The sequence below is a fragment of the Bacillus salipaludis genome, from assembly GCF_004358205.1.
Genome location: NZ_SMYO01000009.1, coordinates 24,579 through 43,792 on the forward strand (window position 1 = coordinate 24,579; position 19,214 = coordinate 43,792).

At 37.3% G+C, this 19,214-nt stretch carries 20 protein-coding genes; 8 read left to right on the top strand and 12 right to left on the bottom strand.

The genetic code is table 11. The annotated features are described in order from the left end of the window. Window positions 1-66: 66 nt before the first annotated feature. The 3 genes from E2K98_RS18865 to E2K98_RS18875 all read left to right on the top strand — a co-directional run bounded on the left by E2K98_RS18865 (window position 67) and on the right by E2K98_RS18875 (window position 3,915). Window positions 67-876, top strand: a complete 810-nt coding sequence (locus tag E2K98_RS18865; RefSeq protein ID WP_133336851.1) for an EcsC family protein — start codon at window positions 67-69, stop codon at window positions 874-876. Between the two features lie 117 nt (window positions 877-993). Then, complete coding sequence (locus E2K98_RS18870; protein WP_133336853.1) at window positions 994-1,626, top strand: TetR/AcrR family transcriptional regulator; 633 nt, start codon at window positions 994-996, stop codon at window positions 1,624-1,626. A gap of 69 nt (window positions 1,627-1,695) precedes the next feature. After that, complete coding sequence (locus E2K98_RS18875; protein ID WP_372512711.1) at window positions 1,696-3,915, top strand: MMPL family transporter; 2,220 nt, start codon at window positions 1,696-1,698, stop codon at window positions 3,913-3,915. A gap of 115 nt (window positions 3,916-4,030) precedes the next feature. On the opposite strand, the gene E2K98_RS18880 is transcribed toward E2K98_RS18875, so the two are convergent. The 8 genes from E2K98_RS18880 to E2K98_RS18915 all read right to left on the bottom strand — a co-directional run bounded on the left by E2K98_RS18880 (window position 4,031) and on the right by E2K98_RS18915 (window position 10,685). Then, the gene (locus E2K98_RS18880) at window positions 4,031-4,291 is read right to left on the bottom strand and encodes a hypothetical protein (protein ID WP_026576443.1); all 261 of its coding nucleotides are present in this window, start codon (window positions 4,289-4,291) and stop codon (window positions 4,031-4,033) included. Window positions 4,292-4,642: 351 nt separating this feature from the next. After that, window positions 4,643-5,512 carry a COX15/CtaA family protein gene (locus E2K98_RS18885; RefSeq protein ID WP_133336855.1) on the bottom strand — a complete coding sequence of 290 codons (870 nt, stop codon included), beginning with the start codon at window positions 5,510-5,512 and terminating at the stop codon, window positions 4,643-4,645. A 93-nt stretch (window positions 5,513-5,605) separates the two neighbouring features. Continuing rightward, the gene (gene cyoD, locus E2K98_RS18890; RefSeq protein ID WP_133336857.1) at window positions 5,606-5,923 is read right to left on the bottom strand and encodes a cytochrome o ubiquinol oxidase subunit IV; all 318 of its coding nucleotides are present in this window, start codon (window positions 5,921-5,923) and stop codon (window positions 5,606-5,608) included. A 1-nt stretch (window position 5,924) separates the two neighbouring features. Next, entirely contained in the window at window positions 5,925-6,530 is a 606-nt protein-coding gene (gene cyoC / locus E2K98_RS18895) for a cytochrome o ubiquinol oxidase subunit III (RefSeq protein ID WP_133336859.1), read from the bottom strand. Between the two features lie 12 nt (window positions 6,531-6,542). Beyond that, a complete protein-coding gene (locus E2K98_RS18900; protein ID WP_133336861.1) occupies window positions 6,543-8,528 on the bottom strand; it encodes a cbb3-type cytochrome c oxidase subunit I in 1,986 nt (661 codons plus the stop codon). 21 nt (window positions 8,529-8,549) lie between these two features. Continuing rightward, window positions 8,550-9,476 carry a cytochrome aa3 quinol oxidase subunit II gene (gene qoxA, locus E2K98_RS18905; protein ID WP_235824860.1) on the bottom strand — a complete coding sequence of 309 codons (927 nt, stop codon included), beginning with the start codon at window positions 9,474-9,476 and terminating at the stop codon, window positions 8,550-8,552. Between the two features lie 277 nt (window positions 9,477-9,753). Continuing rightward, on the bottom strand, window positions 9,754-10,179 hold the full coding sequence (locus E2K98_RS18910) for a YndM family protein (protein WP_133336863.1): 426 nt from the start codon (window positions 10,177-10,179) through the stop codon (window positions 9,754-9,756). Between the two features lie 161 nt (window positions 10,180-10,340). Further along, window positions 10,341-10,685: a hypothetical protein gene (locus E2K98_RS18915; protein ID WP_133336865.1), complete on the bottom strand. Its 345-nt coding sequence runs from the start codon at window positions 10,683-10,685 to the stop codon at window positions 10,341-10,343. 220 nt (window positions 10,686-10,905) lie between these two features. Here E2K98_RS18915 and E2K98_RS18920 point away from each other — a divergent pair, with 220 nt between their 5' ends. Then, window positions 10,906-11,847, top strand: a complete 942-nt coding sequence (locus E2K98_RS18920; protein ID WP_133336867.1) for an LCP family protein — start codon at window positions 10,906-10,908, stop codon at window positions 11,845-11,847. A gap of 415 nt (window positions 11,848-12,262) precedes the next feature. Then, entirely contained in the window at window positions 12,263-13,060 is a 798-nt protein-coding gene (locus E2K98_RS18925; RefSeq protein ID WP_133336869.1) for a hypothetical protein, read from the top strand. Between the two features lie 100 nt (window positions 13,061-13,160). Here the strand turns inward: E2K98_RS18925 and E2K98_RS18930 are convergent, their stop codons facing one another. Next, window positions 13,161-14,315, bottom strand: coding sequence for an MFS transporter (locus E2K98_RS18930; RefSeq protein WP_133336871.1), 1,155 nt, complete (start codon window positions 14,313-14,315; stop codon window positions 13,161-13,163). Window positions 14,316-14,874: 559 nt separating this feature from the next. On the opposite strand from E2K98_RS18930, the gene E2K98_RS18935 reads away from it, so the two are divergent. After that, entirely contained in the window at window positions 14,875-15,498 is a 624-nt protein-coding gene (locus tag E2K98_RS18935; RefSeq protein ID WP_208025388.1) for a LysE family translocator, read from the top strand. Window positions 15,499-15,539: 41 nt separating this feature from the next. Here E2K98_RS18935 and E2K98_RS18940 read toward each other — a convergent pair whose 3' ends face one another. Beyond that, window positions 15,540-16,025: a CotY/CotZ family spore coat protein gene (locus tag E2K98_RS18940; protein ID WP_165976319.1), complete on the bottom strand. Its 486-nt coding sequence runs from the start codon at window positions 16,023-16,025 to the stop codon at window positions 15,540-15,542. A 127-nt stretch (window positions 16,026-16,152) separates the two neighbouring features. Next, window positions 16,153-16,704 (bottom strand): pyridoxamine 5'-phosphate oxidase family protein, encoded by a 552-nt coding sequence (locus tag E2K98_RS18945; RefSeq protein WP_208025389.1) that lies wholly within the window; start codon window positions 16,702-16,704, stop codon window positions 16,153-16,155. A 110-nt stretch (window positions 16,705-16,814) separates the two neighbouring features. Between E2K98_RS18945 and pdxR the strand changes: the two genes are divergently transcribed. Both pdxR and E2K98_RS18955 read left to right on the top strand, forming a co-directional pair. Then, a complete protein-coding gene (gene pdxR, locus E2K98_RS18950) occupies window positions 16,815-18,224 on the top strand; it encodes a MocR-like pyridoxine biosynthesis transcription factor PdxR (RefSeq protein ID WP_235824861.1) in 1,410 nt (469 codons plus the stop codon). A gap of 97 nt (window positions 18,225-18,321) precedes the next feature. Next, window positions 18,322-18,513: a hypothetical protein gene (locus E2K98_RS18955; protein ID WP_235824862.1), complete on the top strand. Its 192-nt coding sequence runs from the start codon at window positions 18,322-18,324 to the stop codon at window positions 18,511-18,513. Between the two features lie 271 nt (window positions 18,514-18,784). On the opposite strand, the gene E2K98_RS31465 is transcribed toward E2K98_RS18955, so the two are convergent. Continuing rightward, the gene (locus E2K98_RS31465) at window positions 18,785-19,144 is read right to left on the bottom strand and encodes a hypothetical protein (protein ID WP_208025390.1); all 360 of its coding nucleotides are present in this window, start codon (window positions 19,142-19,144) and stop codon (window positions 18,785-18,787) included. Between the last annotated feature and the right edge of the window lie 70 nt (window positions 19,145-19,214).

A 19,214-nucleotide genomic window follows, 5' to 3' on the forward strand; every position in this document is an offset into this window, starting at 1 on the left:
AATAAAAATTACTCATGGGAAAAATAGAGCAAGATGATTTTTAAATGAAAATAGGTGGTTAAAGTAATGGAGTCAAAAGAGGAATTACTGAAAGAACTATCCATCATTGAAAAATGGGAAAAAGACCAGAGCGGTCTATGGTTTTGGGAACGGATTGGGCGTCTGCCATTTAAGCTGTTAGATAAAATTACACCCCAATTCATTCACAATAAGATCGGTTTATTGCTTGAGGAAATTGGGGCTTACATCCAAACCGGTGGAAAATATTTAATTAATGAAAAAAGTTTATTCAACATGGTTCAAAAAGAAACAAATCAACCCATTGAAAAGGTTTCAGATATTCAAGATTTGCCATTAAAAACAATGGATAAAATTAGCCATGAACTTAGCGGGCGAAGAAAGAATTTTGCCACACTCCAAGGAGCAAGCACAGGAATAGGGGGAATATTCACCTTGGCCATTGATATACCGGCTATATTGGCTATTTCCTTAAAAACTTTACAAGAAATTGCGATTCTCCACGGCTATGACCCAAACGATAAAAATGAACGAATTTTTATGATTAAATGTCTGCAATTTTCATCAGCCGATGTTGTGGGGAAACGTGCGATTTTAAATGAACTGGCAAACTTTTATCAAAGAGATAATAAATCAGATGAGATGATGTCCCAATTACAAGGCTGGAGAGAGGTTGTCTATACATACCGGGACAACTTTGGGTGGAAAAAATTATTTCAAATGGTACCGGTAGCCGGGATGATTTTCGGCGCTTTCACTAACCGGTCCATGATTAGCGACCTCTCAGAGGCAGGGATGATGCTTTATCGGAAAAGAAAAATTTTAGAAAGATTAGAAAAGACTCAGGTTCCTTATTAAACCTGGGTTATTCGTATTTTTCTATTTCAAAGCGAACTTTACTGTACTATTTATTTAAATCAATTTATAATATGATATAACTGATCAGTTGATAAGTAAGAAGGGCTGAAACAATCAATGGCAATTACACCAAATAAGCAATCTGAGATTTCTGCAATTGAAACGAAGCAGAATATAATTAACATATCCCAAAAATTATTTATGACCTATGGCTATCGTTCCGTCTCCACTAGACAAATTGCCCAATCTTGCGGTATTACCCAGCCAGCTTTATATCATCATTTTCGAAATAAGCAAGAAATTTATATCGAAGTGGTTAGAGCAATAATGAGCCGCACGAAATTCCATATGGAGAAAATAAAAAAGCAATATACGTCATTTAGAGAACGAGTGCATCAGATTGCCTATTACATGCTCATGAATCACCAAGAGGATTTATCACAAATGTTTCACGACCTAAAACACGAAATGAACGAGGAGACACAACTACTAATTCGTAATTGGTGGTTAGAAAGTTATTTCAATCCCATTGTTAAGATCATCGTGGAAGCAGAAAATGAAAAACATATAAAGGAACTATCAAAGCTTGAGAGCAATCCAATAGAAATGTCCTACTTCATTTTAGATATCCTTAAGTCCTTATTACAATTTTCAGGCCTTAAAACCTTGGATGATAAAGAGAGAAAAGTACAGGCTGAGAGAAAAGCTAAATTAATTGTAAGTATTATTTTAGATGGGATAGGGAGTTAGGCTAGTAGGCCTTCTCTTTTTTTGCTACCCACTTATCAACTGATAAGGTAATGAAGGGAGACGAGAATTGTGAAGAAAAATTGGTTAATGCGTTGGGGTGAGCTAGTTAGCGGGAAAAAAGGTCGATGGATTACCATCCTTATTTGGGTATTCGTCATAATTCTATTAAATATCACTTTACCCCAAGCAAATTCACAAAAGAATGAAAGAGCGGATCTCTTTTTAGAGAAAGTTGACTCTCAAAAAGCAAAGGAAATCATAGAAAAGAATTTTGGTAATAAGACGGGAACCCCTGCACTGATGACTTGGTATAAAAAGAATCAGTTATCGGATGAAGATCTAGCATCCATACAAACACTAACAAAGAAACTTGTTGTTGATAACCCGATTGAAGGGGCGGAGGTGCCCCCGTTTTATAAAATGCCGCTTCCTGTATTAAAACAACAAGTATCCAAGGATGGAACAACCTTCGTTTTACCGGTAGTATTTGATCAAGACCTTGAGACTGCAGAGATACAAAAACGATTGGATAAATTGAAACAAATTTCAAAACCTATTTTCTCATCCAATCCATTTACGAAAAAAATCAATGATGCAAACTCTTTACTCGTTAGGGTTACAGGACCTGCAGGAATATCGGTAGATGCCACTGACCTATTCAGCCAAGGGGATCTCTCCTTACTTTTTGGTACCGTTTTACTTGTTCTGATTTTCCTTCTGGTCATTTATCGTTCGCCGATATTAGCCCTCATACCATTAATTGGGGTTGGGATGGCCTATATGGTGATCAGCCCGATTCTTGGATTGTTAGGGAGGGAAGGAGTAATCGACTTTGATTCTCAAGCTATCTCGATTATGACTGTATTACTATTTGGGGCTGGGACCGATTATTGTTTATTCCTAATTGCCCAATTTCGAAATAGTTTAAATAAAGAGGAGAGCAAATTTCGTTCCATTAAAAATGCGTTTACGAGATCATCTGGTGCGATTATAATGAGCGGACTGACTGTTGTGATCTCTCTTCTTGTTTTATTAGTGGCGAACTACGGATCCATCCACCGTTTTGCGATTCCGTTCAGTTTGGCGATTCTTATCATGATGTGTGCGAGTTTAACGCTTATTCCTGCGTTTCTAAGTATATTAGGAAGAGCTTCCTTTTTCCCATTTATCCCTCGTACCGAAGAAATGGATAAAAAATTGGCAGAGAAAAAAGGGAAGGTATATCGGAATCGCAATAAAGAAAAACGGTTAGGAAATATCATCGGTAGAATGGTTAGCCAAAACCCTTGGAAAGTGTTTATTACGACGTTTACGATTTTGGGAATTTTGGCCATTTATTCATTAAAAATTGAATATACGTATGACACACTTTCATCGTTTCCAAAAAATATGCCGTCTCGTGAGGGCTTTGAAATCCTTTCTGAACACTTTAGTGCTGGTGAGTTGGCACCAGCTACTGTCATCGTAAAAGGAATTGAAGATGAAAGCACCGTGAAAGCAAAATTGGAAGGATTACCGTATATTGCGAAGGTGTCGAATGCCGAGCGAAGTGAAAAGGATCCAAGCTTGGTCAAGTATGATGTGGAATTAAAAGATAATCCTTATTCCAACAAGGCAATGGAATCCATCCCTAAACTTAAAAAGGACCTAAAGGAAATTTTAAAAAGTAGTGGTGCGAATAGCAAGGTTTATATAAGCGGGCAAACAGCCGAACAATATGATACAAAAGAGACTACGAAAGCCGATTCCTCCTTGATTATTCCGATTGTCCTTGTAATGATCGCCGTTTTACTATTGTTCTATCTTCGTTCCATTATCGCCACTATCTACCTAATCGGAACGGTGCTCTTATCTTATTATAGTGCATTAGGGCTAGGATGGATTATCTTGCACTATGGGTTCAACGTGAATGAGATCCAAGGATTTATCCCTTTATATGCTTTCGTATTTATTGTTGCACTTGGAGAGGACTATAATATTTTTATGATTTCAAGCATTTGGAGAAAAAGTAATGAAATGTCCCTTGTAAATGCAGTTCGCGAAGGGGTAGCTGAAACGGGGGGAATCATTACCTCAGCTGGTTTAATTTTAGCAGGCACATTTGCCATCTTAACGACACTTCCGATTCAAATACTTGTCCATTTTGGAACGATTACAGCCATCGGTGTACTTTTGGATACATTTATGATCAGACCGTTTTTGGTTCCTGCCATCACATCGATTTTAGGAAAATGGGCGTTTTGGCCGGTAAAGAAGAAAATGGGTGAGGTTGAAAAATTACAGGGATGATAAATTTCGGTCGAAATTAGTAATTATGTCCTATCGTAGAAAATGTGAACCTTTTCCTTTTCAAACAAAATCAGGCGCAATTTTATTCAAAAATTACGCCTGATTTTTTTATTTTTTAATGAAATGTTCTTTTTGGAACAAAATATAGTTTTGTTTCTTTATTTCGAATCTCCGCTTCTGTTACTTCATCCATTAAGCTTAGACACATACCAAATAATAAGGTAATAATAGAAGCAATGACGACACCAACACCTGTTGCAGTATAAAAGTATCCTCCATTGGCAGCGCTTACAAAAAAGCTAGAAATAAAAATGAGTACACCAGTACCGATTCCAAACATGGATGCTTTAAAAATTTTTAAATATTTATACTCCATGATCATCACTCCCTTACTGAATATTCTATCAATTGTCACAAATTTGTCAAACTTTTTTTAAAAAAAATTTTAATAGTGCAAATTACTTGATTTTTAAAATAGATAGACTTTATTAAAGGACGATATAGATTTTGAACAGCGTTGATTGGAGCGGAAGGCACGAAGACTCCTGTGGGAGTACGGGACAGAGGAGGCTCGCCGAACCGCCCACGAACCGCCCACGAACCGCCCACGAACCGCCCACGAACCGCTTGTGCCTGGAGCGGAAATCAACAACCAAGTTTAACAGAGCCAATGGGTAAGAAAAAGAGAAATAAAAAAAATCCTAAACGATTCATTTAGGATTTTTGCCTAGCCATTTTGAAAGCAGATGATACTTTGGATTCCAACTAATAGAGATAGAATGGAAACATGTAGGAGGACTGCTCCCAAACTTAAATGGGTATAGATTAAAAGGGCACCACTTAATCCTTGCAAAAGAATGAATAAAAAATTAATTTGACTGAAGCGATAAATGTCCGGACGATCTTGACGGTATTTTTTTGAAAGGTGAATTAGCTCGAAAAAGAGAATGATTAGACCAAGGGCAAATGAACGATGAATGATATCAACCCAAAAAGCATTTCCAACATCCCCGTAGCGTTCGGTCGGAATCGGAAAACCACGGAAGGCTTCACCCGAACCTGTTTTGGCAACATAACCCCCGAAATAAATAGCTGCATAAAGAAAGATAAAAGTAAACCAAGAAAAAACGGAAAATGACGCGGGCATCTTTTTCAAGGAAGGATTTTTCTTTTCCTCCAAATAAATCACATAGGCAATATTGATTAATGCTGAAAATGATATAAGTGCAATTCCCAAATGCGCTGCCAGCAAAAGAGGAGAGAGTGAAATCATTACTGTTAAGGCACCAAGGGTCGATTCCCCAAGGATACCTAAAATCGCAAAGAATACCAGCATTTTCACTTTTCGTGATTTATAGCGAATCCAAGCCATTGCTGAAACAACAAATAATAACAGGCTCGCAAGCCCCACAACGATACGATGGGTGTATTCAATGACAGAGTGATAATCAGAAAAATCAGGATATAATTTACCATTACACAAAGGGTATCCGCTCCCGCATCCCATTGCGGAATTTGTCATCGTGTCAATAAATCCAATAATATTTACTAGAAACAGTGTTGCCGCTGCAATGATAGAAAGCCAAAAGTATTTCATCTTAGAGCACCTCCTATGTAAGAAACCATTTCTTTTCTGACCATTAAGATATAGTGCCCAGCGGTCTCTAAAATCGCTGGGCACTTAGTAACATTAATGAACTTGAGAGTTGAATGACATAATCCAAACCGATCCGGCAACAATTGTTGCAACGAAAATAATCCCAAGGATTAATGCCATCACATTGTACTTCGGTCCTTCACCATCACGAATATGCATGAAGAAGAATAATTGAAGGACAAACTGTAAAACAGCCGCCAGCAATATGCTGAACATAAGCGCTGATTTTGCCATCATATGATTTAAAACAAGAACAAGAGGGATGATAGTCAATATTATCGAAAGAATGAAACCTGTCACATATGCTTTGATGGAACCAGTGTGTTCGTGTTCGTGTCCATGTGCTGACATGTTACATCACCCCCATTAAATAAACGACAGTAAAGATAAAGATCCATACAGCATCTAAGAAGTGCCAATAAAGACTGACAATGGAAACTTTTCGTTTTGTAACTTCAGTAATTCCTTTTTTCTTGATTTGAACAATAATTCCAATGATCCAAAGGATACCGAAAGAAACGTGAACGCCGTGTGTACCAACTAAACAAAAGAAGGAAGTAAGGAAGGCGCTGCTTTGAAGTGTTGCACCTTCATGAACCATATTTACAAATTCGTTGATTTCAAGACCTACGAATACAGCACCAAGAGCAATTGTTACAATTAACCATTTAATAAGACCTTTTTTATTGCCTTTATGCATGGCGAGTACTGCCAAACCACTTGTAAATGAACTAATTAAAAGAATGAAAGTCTCAATGATAAAACCTGGTACATCGAATTCTTTTGCTGTGAACCCTCCGTTTGTATGAGTGTGCAGGACCGCATACGCTGCAAAGAAGGTTGCAAATAATAGACAGTCAGTTACAAGGAATATCCAGAATCCTAAAACCTTTAATCCTTCTTGGTCAACATGACCATGATCATGGTCAGAAACATGAGCTGAAGCGCTATGTTGCATGTTTTTAACCTCCTAGTTTGCAGTTCGCTGAACTGAAATGTTTTTTCTTAATGCTTTCTCAGTTCGTTCGATTTCTTCTACAGGAATATAATAATCCGTGTCATATTGGAATGAACGAGTAAATAATGTTATGGCAACACCAATTAATCCGATGACTCCCATCCAAATCCAATCAAACGTAAATCCAAAACCGGCAATAAAGAAGAAGCATGACATAATGAAAGGAATACCTGTATTTTTTGGCATATGAATCGGTTCATATTTTACCGGTTCAGGTTTATATCCTTCTTTTTTCATTTCTTCTTTTTGATACCACCAAGCATCTTTGCCATTTGCTTTTGGTAAGATCGCAAAGTTATAAACTGGAGGAGGGGATGGAATTGACCATTCTAATGTACGGCCATCCCAAGCATCACCAGTTACATCGCGTTCACCGTGTTTAATGCTATAAAGAATTTGCCAAACTTGGAAGACGAAACCGATACCCATAAAGAATGCACCGACCGTTGAGATTAAGTTAAGCGGTGCCCAACCCATGTCCCAACCTGCTGATTGGTTATACGTATAAATACGACGAGTCATACCCATGAAACCAAGAGCGTACTGTGGCATAAAGCAAACATAGAAACCAATTTGCCACAACCAGAATCCCCATTTTCCTAAACGTTCGTTTAACTTGAAGCCGAATAGTTTTGGCCACCAATAATAAAGACCTGCAAGGTAACCGAATACTACACCACCGATTAATACTTGGTGGAAGTGGGCGATCAGGAAGTAACTGTTATGGTATTGATAGTCTGCCGGCGCGGCAGCAAGCATAACACCTGTTGCACCACCAACAAGGAAACATGGTACGAATGCATAAAACCAAAGCATAGGCTGTGATAAGCGTACACGGCCGCGGTACATAGTAAACAGCCAGTTAAAGATCTTAACACCAGTCGGGATTGCGATAATCATCGTACATATCGCAAAAACAATATTTACGTCCGCACCGGCACCCATTGTAAAGAAATGGTGCACCCAAGTGTAATAAGAAACTATCGAAATAGCAATCATAGAAAATACCATTGAACCATAACCAAAAATACGTTTTTTCGAGAATGTAGCAACAATCTCAGAGAACACACCGAAGGCAGGTAATACAACAATATATACTTCTGGGTGACCCCACATCCAGATCAAGTTTACCCATAACATAGGATTACCGCCGGCAGTCATTGTAAAGAAATGTCCGCCAAGTAAGCGGTCAACAGTCAACATGATTAAAGTAACAGTTAAAATAGGGAATACACCTAAAATGGCAATTGATGACGCTAATACAGACCATGAAAATAATGGCATATCTTTTAAGCGCATAGATGGTGTCCGCATTTTTAAGATCGTTACAACAAAGTTAATACCTGTTGCCAAACTACCTATACCTGAAATTTGAATTCCCCAAATCCAGAAGTTTTGACCAGGACCCGGGCTAAAATCGTTTTCAGATAAAGGCGGGTAGGATAGCCATCCGGCACTCGCTGAACCACCGATTACAAAGGAAATATTAAAGAGCATCGCTCCGATAAAGAATAACCAGAAGCTCACAGCATTCAACATTGGATACGCAACATCGCGCGCACCAATTTGCAATGGAACAACCATGTTAAATAATCCGAACATAAATGGCATCGCCATAAATAAAATCATAATCGTTCCATGTGTTGTAAAAATTTCATTATAGTGTTCAGATTGTAAGAAATGCATATCAGGAAACGCAAGTTGAATACGCATTAAAATCGCATCGACCCCACCGCGGAAAAGCATAAGTAAAGCGGAAAGGAGATACATAATACCAATTTTTTTATGGTCAACGGTTGTAATCCAATCTCTCCATAGCCATCCCCATTTTTTGAAGTATGTGAGAGAAAATACAATCCCAATCATGGCTAGAACAATCGAAACATCGGCACCATAAATCATAGGATCGCCGGTGACAAAAAAATGCGAGTTATCCATTGATAATTTCCTCCTGTTTGTTTATTTTCCCATATCCATTCCAGGCATTGACTTCATTTCAGCACTATCGCTCATGTTCATGTGATTTTTATGATTATAGTAAATACCACCATTTTTGTTCACAATGTCTTGGAATAATCCATTAGGATATGATGAAAAGCTTAACTCTTTTTCGGTACTTGGCTTGGACAATTTTTCATAACCAGCTTTTGTTAAGACAGGAGAACTTTTCTTAATACTTTCTGCCCATTTATCAAAATTAGCTTGACTTACTGATTTCACTCTAAATTGCATATGTGCAAAGCCCTTACCGGTAAAGTTTGCACCGGAACCAAAGTATTCTCCAACTTTATTCGCCTGCAGCCATAAGCCCATTGACATTCCCGGCATCGTATATTCTTGACCGCCTAATTGAGGAATCCAGAACGAGTTCATCGGTGCATCAGAAGTTAAAACAAATTGTACCGGAACACCAGCAGGAATCTCAGCGTAATTTACGGTGGCAATTTTTTTATCTGGATAAGTAAACATCCACTTCCAATCCAGTGAAGTTACTTGTACAACCAATGGTTTTACATCTTTCACAGGGGGTTTTGTTAAATTAATTGTTGTTTTCGCAGTAAAAACACCAAGAATCGCAACGATGATAACCGGAATTCCCCACCATACGATCTCTAAAATTTTACTGTCTGCCCATTCTGGTTGATATGGTGCTTTGTTGTCCGGACGGTCTCGATACTTAACCGCAATATAAACAAAAATACCTAAAACAGGAATAATAACAACTGCACATAAAATAACCGAAATGATAATTAAATCTAGTTCTTGTTGGGCAACCGGACCTTTTGGGTTTAGAACAATAAATTTACTTTTATCACACCCAGCCAAAAGTACCATACCCAAGAATGCTAAAATAGAATATTTAGCAAATTGGTTCCATTTACTCAATGTAAGTACCCCTTTCATTCGATTTGTTTTTTATTTATTCACGAGGATTATGTTAAAAAGCTATACAAATATACCAAATTTAATTTCATTTGAGTAGAGAATTTTTTATGTTTCACATATTTGTCACAGAAAGTTCATATTTGGAATCAAGATATTTCCTTTCATGTAAATTGTTATTTTAAACCCCAGTTATTTTCCATATTAAACCTAAAAAAAGGTCTCCCCAAATGGGAAGACCTTCTCTAAAATCATTCTGTTTTTAAAATTTAAGTAGGCTTCACTTTTTCTTTAATGGTTCTTGCTCCTCGGACATTTCCATACCGTATGCTAGCCGGTCAGGTACCGCATTCTTTTTGAGGCTGCTTTCCTGCCTTGGACTATGCAACATTCGGTGAACGAAAAACTCCCCAATTGTTATTATGATTGCTGAAATAATACTTCCCCAAGCTATCTGCATATAATTGTCAAGAAGTACACTTCCAAAAATCCAAACCACCATATAGGATAGGATAAAATCTCCAATAAGGGCATTCTTATTTCCGATTCGAGAAAGTAACATCCTATCCCCAAGATAAGAAACAATTGTCATTAACACACTGAACCAAACAATATCCACCCAAGTCGCATTAAAAAAAAGATCTAATGCTACCGCATAAGCAACCAGACAAGTAACAAATTTTACGATTAAAGCCATTGTATTCATTTTTCTTCTACCTCCTCATCTACCATTTTAGACAATTTTAAAAAATCCATTCATCCTCTTATAAAATAGAATCAATAGGAATTTGTTTAATATGAAAGAACTAGTGAAACAATAATAAAAGGCTACCGGGTCGGCAGCCTTTTCTATAGAGGATCTACCCCTCATTCACCATAATTTTGACTATAATCCCAATATTTTAATGTTTCGGTATGGTCAGTGGGTATCTCTTTTTTGACTTTTCCATCTTCATCCTTGTACACTTCATATTCCTGATAGGTCTCCACGAAATATCCATCCACTTTTTCAACTTTTTCAAGTTTTTCTACTAGATCAGGGCCCTCATCAGAAGGGGCGGCCGTTACAGGCTTTGCTATTTTTTGTTTACTCGCCGTTGCTGTGTAGGAGTAATTTTTATTGATAAACGAAAAGGGCGAATCCAGATAGGCGGCAAAAACTAACAAGAATAACAGGGCTAACAATGACGTGGTTTGAGTGAAAGATTTCATGCTCCCGGCTCCTTTACCAATTACATCTTCATAACCCATTTTATGCATGTCCGCACGACATATGATTAAATTAAATTCAGAATTTCCCTCCCGTTTTTTGGCCAGTATTTAAAACGTAATCATTTATTTACCATTTTGTAATTTAATTATTCCTATGAATCACTTAAAATATTAAGGGTATTGAATTTGTGAACTTGGTATAGACAACCGGAGGTACGAGATGGAAAAAGTACGTAGAAGAAGGAAAGTTAGATGGAAAAGAGTATTTGGGATGCTTTTTATATTGATGATAATATTTACAACGGCTTATTCAATTTATCAATATAAGCGAGGACTTTCGATTGCAGAGGCAGGAAGTTACTTAGGTAATAAAAAACAAACTGATACATTCAAAGGGAAAGAAGTAAAGTTTGGGAAACTCAATGTTCTTCTTTTAGGCAGCGACTCACGTGGTGAAAAGCATTCACGAACAGATTCCATTATGATCGCCCATTATGATCAAAATTCTCATCAAGCGAAATTGATTTCCATTATGAGAGATACATACGTTGATATACCCGGTCACGGAATGCAAAAGATAAATGCGGCTTATGCCTTTGGTGGTCCGGAGCTTTTAAGACAAACCATTGAAGAAAATTTCCATATTGATGTGAACTATTATGCAATGGTAGATTTTAAAGGTTTTTCCAAAGTGGTGGATGTCCTTGCACCAGATGGGATTGAAGTAGATGTTCCGCATCAAATGTCCTCCGGAATTGGGATGACGTTAAACCCTGGAAAGCAAACGCTGCACGGGGACAAGTTATTAGGCTATGTCCGGTTTAGACATGACAATCTAAGTGATTTTGGCCGTGTCGAGCGGCAACAGGAGGTCCTAACTAAACTGGAGGATCAGGCATTAAGTATGGGAAGTGTTATCAAGATTCCGAAACTATTAGGTGTAATCAATCCATATATTGAAACCAATCTGGATTCATCAACGTTATTTTCTTTGGGGAGGGATTTAATTACGAATCGCTCCTCAAATTTAAAAACTCTGCGGGTTCCAGTTGATGGTTCCTTCACAAACGAACGATTTGACAATGTAGGAGAGGTCCTAAGTATTAATTTGGATCAAAATATAGCAGAAATTGATAAATTCCTTACCTCAACAAGCAGCTAATCGATTTTTTTCGATTGGCTTTTTTTGTAAGCTATGTTAAAGAACAATGATGATTTTTAAACAAAGTTGATTGGAGCGGAAGGCACGAAGACTCCTCGAAAATGCTAACGCATTTTCTTCGTGCGTGGGCCGATTCAAGGGAGCAATTCAGTGTCCTGTGGGAGTACGGAGTAGGGGAAAAAGACCCCGCAGGAGCAAAGCGACGAGGAGGCTCACCAGACCGCCCACGAACCGCTTGTGCCTGGAGCGGAAATCAACATCCAAGTTTAACAGGGGGTTTTTGTAAATAAAAACCTGATGAAATCGCCGTTTCAGTTGGATGGACAACTCCGTAAACTATATTAATACCTCGTATTGTAAGGAAATTCAGCAATATAAAAGGGGGATTTTTTGTTATAAAGGCAGGTGAAGGGAATTGTATTTAGTTGGTTTTTATTCTCCAAAAGCAAAATCAGGTGTTACAGAATTGTCTTTATCGATTTATCATTGGCTTAAAAAAAACACCAGTCTTTCGGCAGCATTTATTTCTTACGGGACTTTAGAAAAAGAAGAAATTTCAACGGAGTTGATCCATGAATTCTCAAAATTATCTCTGGCAGAAAAAAAACGAAAAATTAAACAGATGAAAAAGGAATTTGATATTATCATATACGATGCATCCAGTCAGCTATCAGAAGGAGTATTAAGCCTATTACCCATTGTTGACCGCTTATTCGTTGTTGGCGAAGAACATCGGGATTTCGCGGTAAAACTTCAGCAGATCATTGAATTTGATAAAATTTTTGATAAGCACGTAAAAAATTTTATTACCCATTTAAAAGGAAATAAAACCTTTATCATTCGCGAAAGTAAGGAAAACCATGTGATTGGCTTTAATTATTCAAATAAAGAAACAAATGAAATTGGTCAAATGATCTATACAGATTATGTCACTCATTATCTAAATAAAAACCTGATTAAAAAAAATGAAAGGGTTTACAGTAAAATTAAACAAATTCCTAAGGATGAGTTGGCAATCGGTTTATATAAATTAGGAATTGATTTTGAAAAAGCTTTATTATTCCATGCTTTCATTCATTTACGAGAAGAATTAGGGCAGGATTACAAAGATGCGCTAGAAACACTGTTTCCACGATTAATCCATTCCACGTTTGAAGAACTTTTAGACAAGTTCCGAAGTGAATTATTCTTATTTTCACACTTTAAACTTTAGCCATTCTCCACTAAGTAGACCCTCGGTAAACTTTTTTCCTGCGTAAAACTGATCCTATTGGATTCCGGCGCAATAATCATTGCGCCGGAAGATAGAGTTCTCAATTCTCTTTCACCATTTTAGCAACTGGGCGATAAATCTGAAAAAGAATCAATGCAAGGACTGATAGGACTGCCCCTGAGATGTAGGGCAAACCAATTGTGATTGAAAATAACCATCCACCCATTGGAGGCCCGATAATTCTTCCTAATGAATCAAAAGAAGAGAGTAAACCGGTTGAACTTCCATGTCCTGCTGTTGAAGTTTTCGTTAGCAAAGCAGAGACACTTGGACGAATTACACCATTACCAATTCCAAATATCGTTAAATAAACGGCAGCAGTTAGAAAACTATTCACAAGGAGGATGAGTCCAAAACCAATTGCTGAAACAATAATACCTCCTTGAATAACCATTCTTTCTCCATATTTCTTCGTTAGTCGGCCAACCAATCCACCTTGGATTATGGCACTTGCAAACCCCATAATCATAAATACATAACCAAGTTCTACTGTATCTATACCCGCTTTTTTGGCAGCAAAATAGGCAAAGGTTGCTTCTAAACCGGAGAGAGATAAAGAAATCAATAATTGCATGACAAATAGAATCGATGTGGGTCCGTTAAAAGCTTCTAGCAATGATGGTCTTTTTTCGACCGATTTCTTCTCTGAAGATTCTTTTAGTAATAAAAACACAAGGATTAAGGTAATGAAGGAGGAGGCACTTGCCAGCAAAAATGGTAATCCTAAGCTTATTTTTGAAAAAATCCCCCCAACAGCCGGACCAAAAACAAAGCCCAAACCTGTTGCCGCTCCAATGATTCCCATTCCTTTCCCACGATTTTCTTCCGTTGTGATATCAGCTACATAGGCCATAGCGGTTGGCATATTGGCCGATGAAAGTATCCCACCGAGAATTCTTGCCGCAAACAGCATCCATAACTGTGTTGATAACCCTTGAATTAAAAAAGAAATCCCAAGACCCGCAATTCCAATCATCATTACAGGTTTACGGCCAATCCGATCAGAAACCCGTCCCCAGATGGGAGCAAAAATTAACTGCATAAAAGAATAAACTGCCATTAAAAGGCCCAGCTCTGTTGGCGAAGCTCCGATCTGTTCCGCGTAAAAAGGCAGGACAGGGATGATAATCCCAAAACCAATCATCACGAGAAACATGACAAAAAATAAAATCGGTAAAGCATTTTTGTTTTGCAAAGAATCAACTCATTTCTATAAAAAATAGCAATTAATTTCTATTAATAGGATAAAGGAATGCACGTTTTTAAGCAATTTATTCCATGCACACCATCAAGGTATCCTAGATCTCGAACACGGTGAAGAATCAGTTCCATGTTTTCTCCATGAATGATAAGCCAAAAGTACTATTATCCCCAAAGTTCAATTCATAATTTTATGAAAATTTGTTATGATGATCTTAAAAAAATGAAAAGGGAGATGATAAAAAATTCCAAAAAAGTGGGAAAAGGTAATTGATCCAAATAATAAGTACGGTGGGGCTTTTATCCTTAGTGACCTTATGAAGAAGCTTCAGAAATTGTAAAAACTTATAGGAGCCATTTTGATGGCAGCAAATTAGTAAGAAAGGCCATCCAGCCAAAGGACACAAATCGAAAACCCAGCTAAAGGAAATCCTAGTAATTGCATTGTTTTAGCAAATTGCTAGCAAGTTCTAGCGATTAAATAGCAAGGTAAATAGGAGTGTTTTTAAAGTAAAAAACAAGTCGATAAAGAAGAGGAAAAAGAGGAGAGAATCATGATTCATAATTTTTTTCTATTTATTATAATGTGTATTGTATTAATTATCTTGCCCGGTCCTGATACAGCCATCACCACAAAAAATACCCTTACTATCGGGAAAGTTGGAGGGCTAAGGACCGTATATGGCACATGCTGTGCTCTGATGATTCATACAACAGCAGCAGTAGTAGGTTTATCTGCAATAATCGTCAAATCTGCCATGGTCTTTTCTATTTTTAAATTTGTAGGTGCGCTCTACTTGTTTTACCTTGGAGTGAAAACGCTATGGTCTTTAAAAAAGAAAAAGACAAATGAAATCATTCCAAAAAATACTTATCAAGGTCACTCTTGTTTTAAACAGGGATTTCTAACCAACCTGTTAAATCCTAAAGTAGCTGTATTTTTCTTAACCTTTTTACCACAGTTTTTAGATGGCAGCAGCCAAACATTCCTTCCGTTTCTTTTGATGGGAATCACCTATACCGTTTTAACCGTCATCTGGTTTTTATTATATATTTCTTTAATTAATCAAATAAGTGCTTTCATTAAAAAACCTTCCGTCAACAAATTGATGGAGGGAGTTACAGGTCTCGTATTGATTGTATTCGGTTTAAAATTGGCACTGGAAAAAGCAAACTAAAAAGCAGCGGAGTTTTCCGCTGCTTTTACTTATCCACTTTCTTATAAGCAGACAGCAGGTAGGCATTGAATTGCATGAAAGCCTGAGAGATCCACATTTACACAGACGCCTGTTGCCATTAAATCATCGATATTTTCACAATTTAATTGGGAACAGGGGGAACAAATAGGCTTACCTTTGGAATTACACTTTTGATGGTTTTTAAATTTTAATAGCTCCAATACGGCACAATCATCTTTGATATCAATAATCCGAAAAACGAAGGTAATAAAACAAACAAACGTTTCGCTTTTAGAATTTTTATCCCGGCAAGTAGTCACTCCTTCCACCTTAAAGGGATCACAATCACAATAAAGGATAAATGGAATGGTGTTATTGCTATAATGATTGCCTAACTCACCAAGTGGAGCTAAGCAGGATGTTTGGCATGACTCGCCTTTTTTCTTTTTTGCTTTTCTTTGTGCTTCAAGGATTTTTTCCAGTGTCTTTTTAATACACCTGTTTTCCTCGTAACAACTATCTTCCATAAAAAAACGCCCCTTCTTGTAAAAAAAGTACATGCTATATCATATGGAAGGTCGTCCTATTTGGAATAGGTGAATCACCTTTAAATCCTTTTTTCGATAAAAAAACAGACTACCAAGTCTGTTTTACTTATTTTGTCGATTCATGATGCTGGGTTTTGCCATTATAAAATAATTTTTCAATCTGAATTGGATTTTCCTTTGCACTTAGATCCAGAGCTTTTATCTTATATACAGCGGTTCTGCTGCCAAGCGAAGAACGGTATTTTTCTACGTGTGAACTTGAAAGAGCGTGTTCGTAATAGCCCGGAACATATTTATCGAGCATTTTCTGCATGGCCTTGACCGCTTCATCGAGATCCACAACTAATTCTGCTTCTCCAAAAACCATTACGCTAATATAGGCAGTATCTGTCTTAGCAGGTACAGGGTGGGTTAGGGTGCCAAGGTTCGCACTCACCGTAAAACAGGCCTTGGCATTTTCCTCCATTATAGTTACCTTTCTGCCTTCAGCTGCTCCGTGAAAATAAATCGCCCCATCCAGCCAAACAAAATTAAGCGGGATTACATAGGGGGTGTTACCGTCTGCCAAACCTAAAAAACCGGTTTTCTCCTGCTCTAAAAACAGATTGATTTTTTCTTGATCCTTGCATTCTAAAGCCCTTTGTCTTATTGGAATCATATTTTACTCTCCTCACCAAATTTTAGTGTTATACTCATTTTAAAAATGAATTGCCCTTGTTAAAAGAGACAGTATTACATAAATTTATAGGGACAGAAGAGGAGGAAAATGTGGATATCATTCCCTTTATCAAAAAAGAAGACGTCAATCCAATGTATTTACAGCTCTATCAATATTTTCGCGAACAAATTGAAACAGGACAATTACCCGCAGGAACCAAACTGCCATCTATTCGCCAGCTTTCGCACACAACCAATATTAGTAAAAATACAGTCGAAATGGCGTATCAACAGCTTGTTGCGGAAGGGTATGTTGAAGGAAAGGAAAAAAAAGGGTTATTTGTTTTACAATTGGACGATTTTCATTTCAATGATAGACACCGTGAAACTCAGCCACTGATGGAAAGTGTAAATGCGACCCAAGAAGAAAAAATTCAGATTGATTTCCAATATGGCGATATTGATTTGGAACATTTTCCGCATAAGACATGGAAAAAATGTTTAGTCGATGCATTGGAAAATCCTAGTCAAGAAGTTTTTTCTTATGGTAATAAAAAAGGTCACCTTGGACTGCGAAGTGAAATCGCCCATTATCTCTATCAAGCGCGAGGAGTAAAATGTTCCCCGGATCAGGTCATTCTCACTGCCGGGACGCAAACAGCCATTCAATTGATATGCCAGCTTCTTTCCTTAGGAAATAACAGGGTAGCCATGGAGAATCCTGGATATGATGGGGTTCGCCATGTTTTTGAAAGTCAAAATTGTATGATCACTCCGATCTCGCTGGAAGATGATGGTATCAAAATTGAAGAGTTAGAGAATAGTACTGCCCTTTGTGCATATGTAACCCCATCCCATCAGTTTCCATTGGGAATGGTGCTGCCCATTCAGAAGCGAATCAAACTGCTACAATGGGCTGAGAAAAATGCCAGTTATGTTATAGAGGATGATTATGATGGAGAATTTCGTTACCAGGGCCAGCCGATTCCCTCGTTGAAATCATTGGATAAGAATGGGAACGTTATTTATCTCGGAACCTTCTCAAAGGCTTTTCTTCCTGCTGCTAGAATCAGTTATCTTGTGCTGCCAGAAAAATTACTTGAACGCTTCCAATCAGATTTCTCTTTTTATAATCAATCCGTTTCTCCCTTGATTCAGGAAGCACTTTATCGATTTATGAAAGATGGTTATTTTAGCCGACATATTCGAAAAATGAGGAAAATATATCAATTGAAACAAAAAGTGCTGTTAGCGGCTATCGATGAATACTTAGGAAAAAATGTCAAGGTGATTGGCCAAAAGGCGGGCCTGCATTTACTGCTTGAATTTTACAATCTGGATACGAGGAAACTGGTGCAGCAGGCAGAAAAACTGGGAGTGCGGATTTACTTGACACAACAGTATTGGCATCAGACCGCACCTATTTCCAATCAGCCAATCATGATCGGGTATGGGGGATTATCTGAGGCAAGCATACAAGCGGGGATTAAAAAGATGGCCGTTGCATTAAAGTGTTATTAAAACCCATGTTTGTAAACAATATTCTACTAATATAGCAAAGAGTTTAACCAAGGCACCTGCTTGTACATATACTATTTTATATGGACAGGGGGGAGGTGTGGTTGAATTGGACATCAATAAAGATGGCATAAATATTGGTACTATTTCAGGTGGAATTGTTAATTTTGGCGGAGCAGTAATCATTTCCCCGATCTCCGTTACAAGGACAACCTCCGGTCCAGGGGAAGAAAATTCTGCCAACCAACAAACAGTGACTGAGATTCTAAATTTAATAAGGACGATGCTTTAAAATTAGCATCGTCCTTATTGTTTAGTTTAGGAAGCTTTTACTTCGATACTCTGCGTTACTGCTTGTTGCAGCTTTGCCGGTTGAATAATATTGAACACAATATTTAAGAAATAGCTGTTAAGCTCCCAGCAACAATTCCGCTGTTCGTAAGAATTTTTACACCCTCCCGAAAATTCCTCAGCATATTTTAATCATCCAAAATTATTTTTCAAAATAGACATACATCATTTTTATTCATTTATTAATAGATTAATAAATGAATTATAAAAAATTATGGAGTGATTGGAAATATGTCAAGTAGTTCTTCAAGTAAGTCCAGTTCAAATAAGTCCAGTTCAAATAAGTCCAGCTCAAATAAGTCCAGCTCAAATAAATCCAGCTCAAATAAATCCAGTTCAAATAAGTCCAGCTCAAATAAATCCAGCTCAAATAAATCCAGTTCAAATAAATCCAGCTCAAATAAATCCAGTTCAAATAAATCCAGTTTAAATAAATCCAGTTCAAAAAAGTGCAGTTCAAATAAGTGCAAAGGGTGTGTATGTAGACAACTCAGAAAATTACAAAAAGATACAATTGTAGATTTGTTAATAAGTGGAACGGTAATCAAACATGTAGTATTAATTAAATTCAATAAAAAGACTTGCTGTGCTCACTTTAGTGAATGTGAGACAGAATCAGGATCAATTATCGTTGTCGATTGT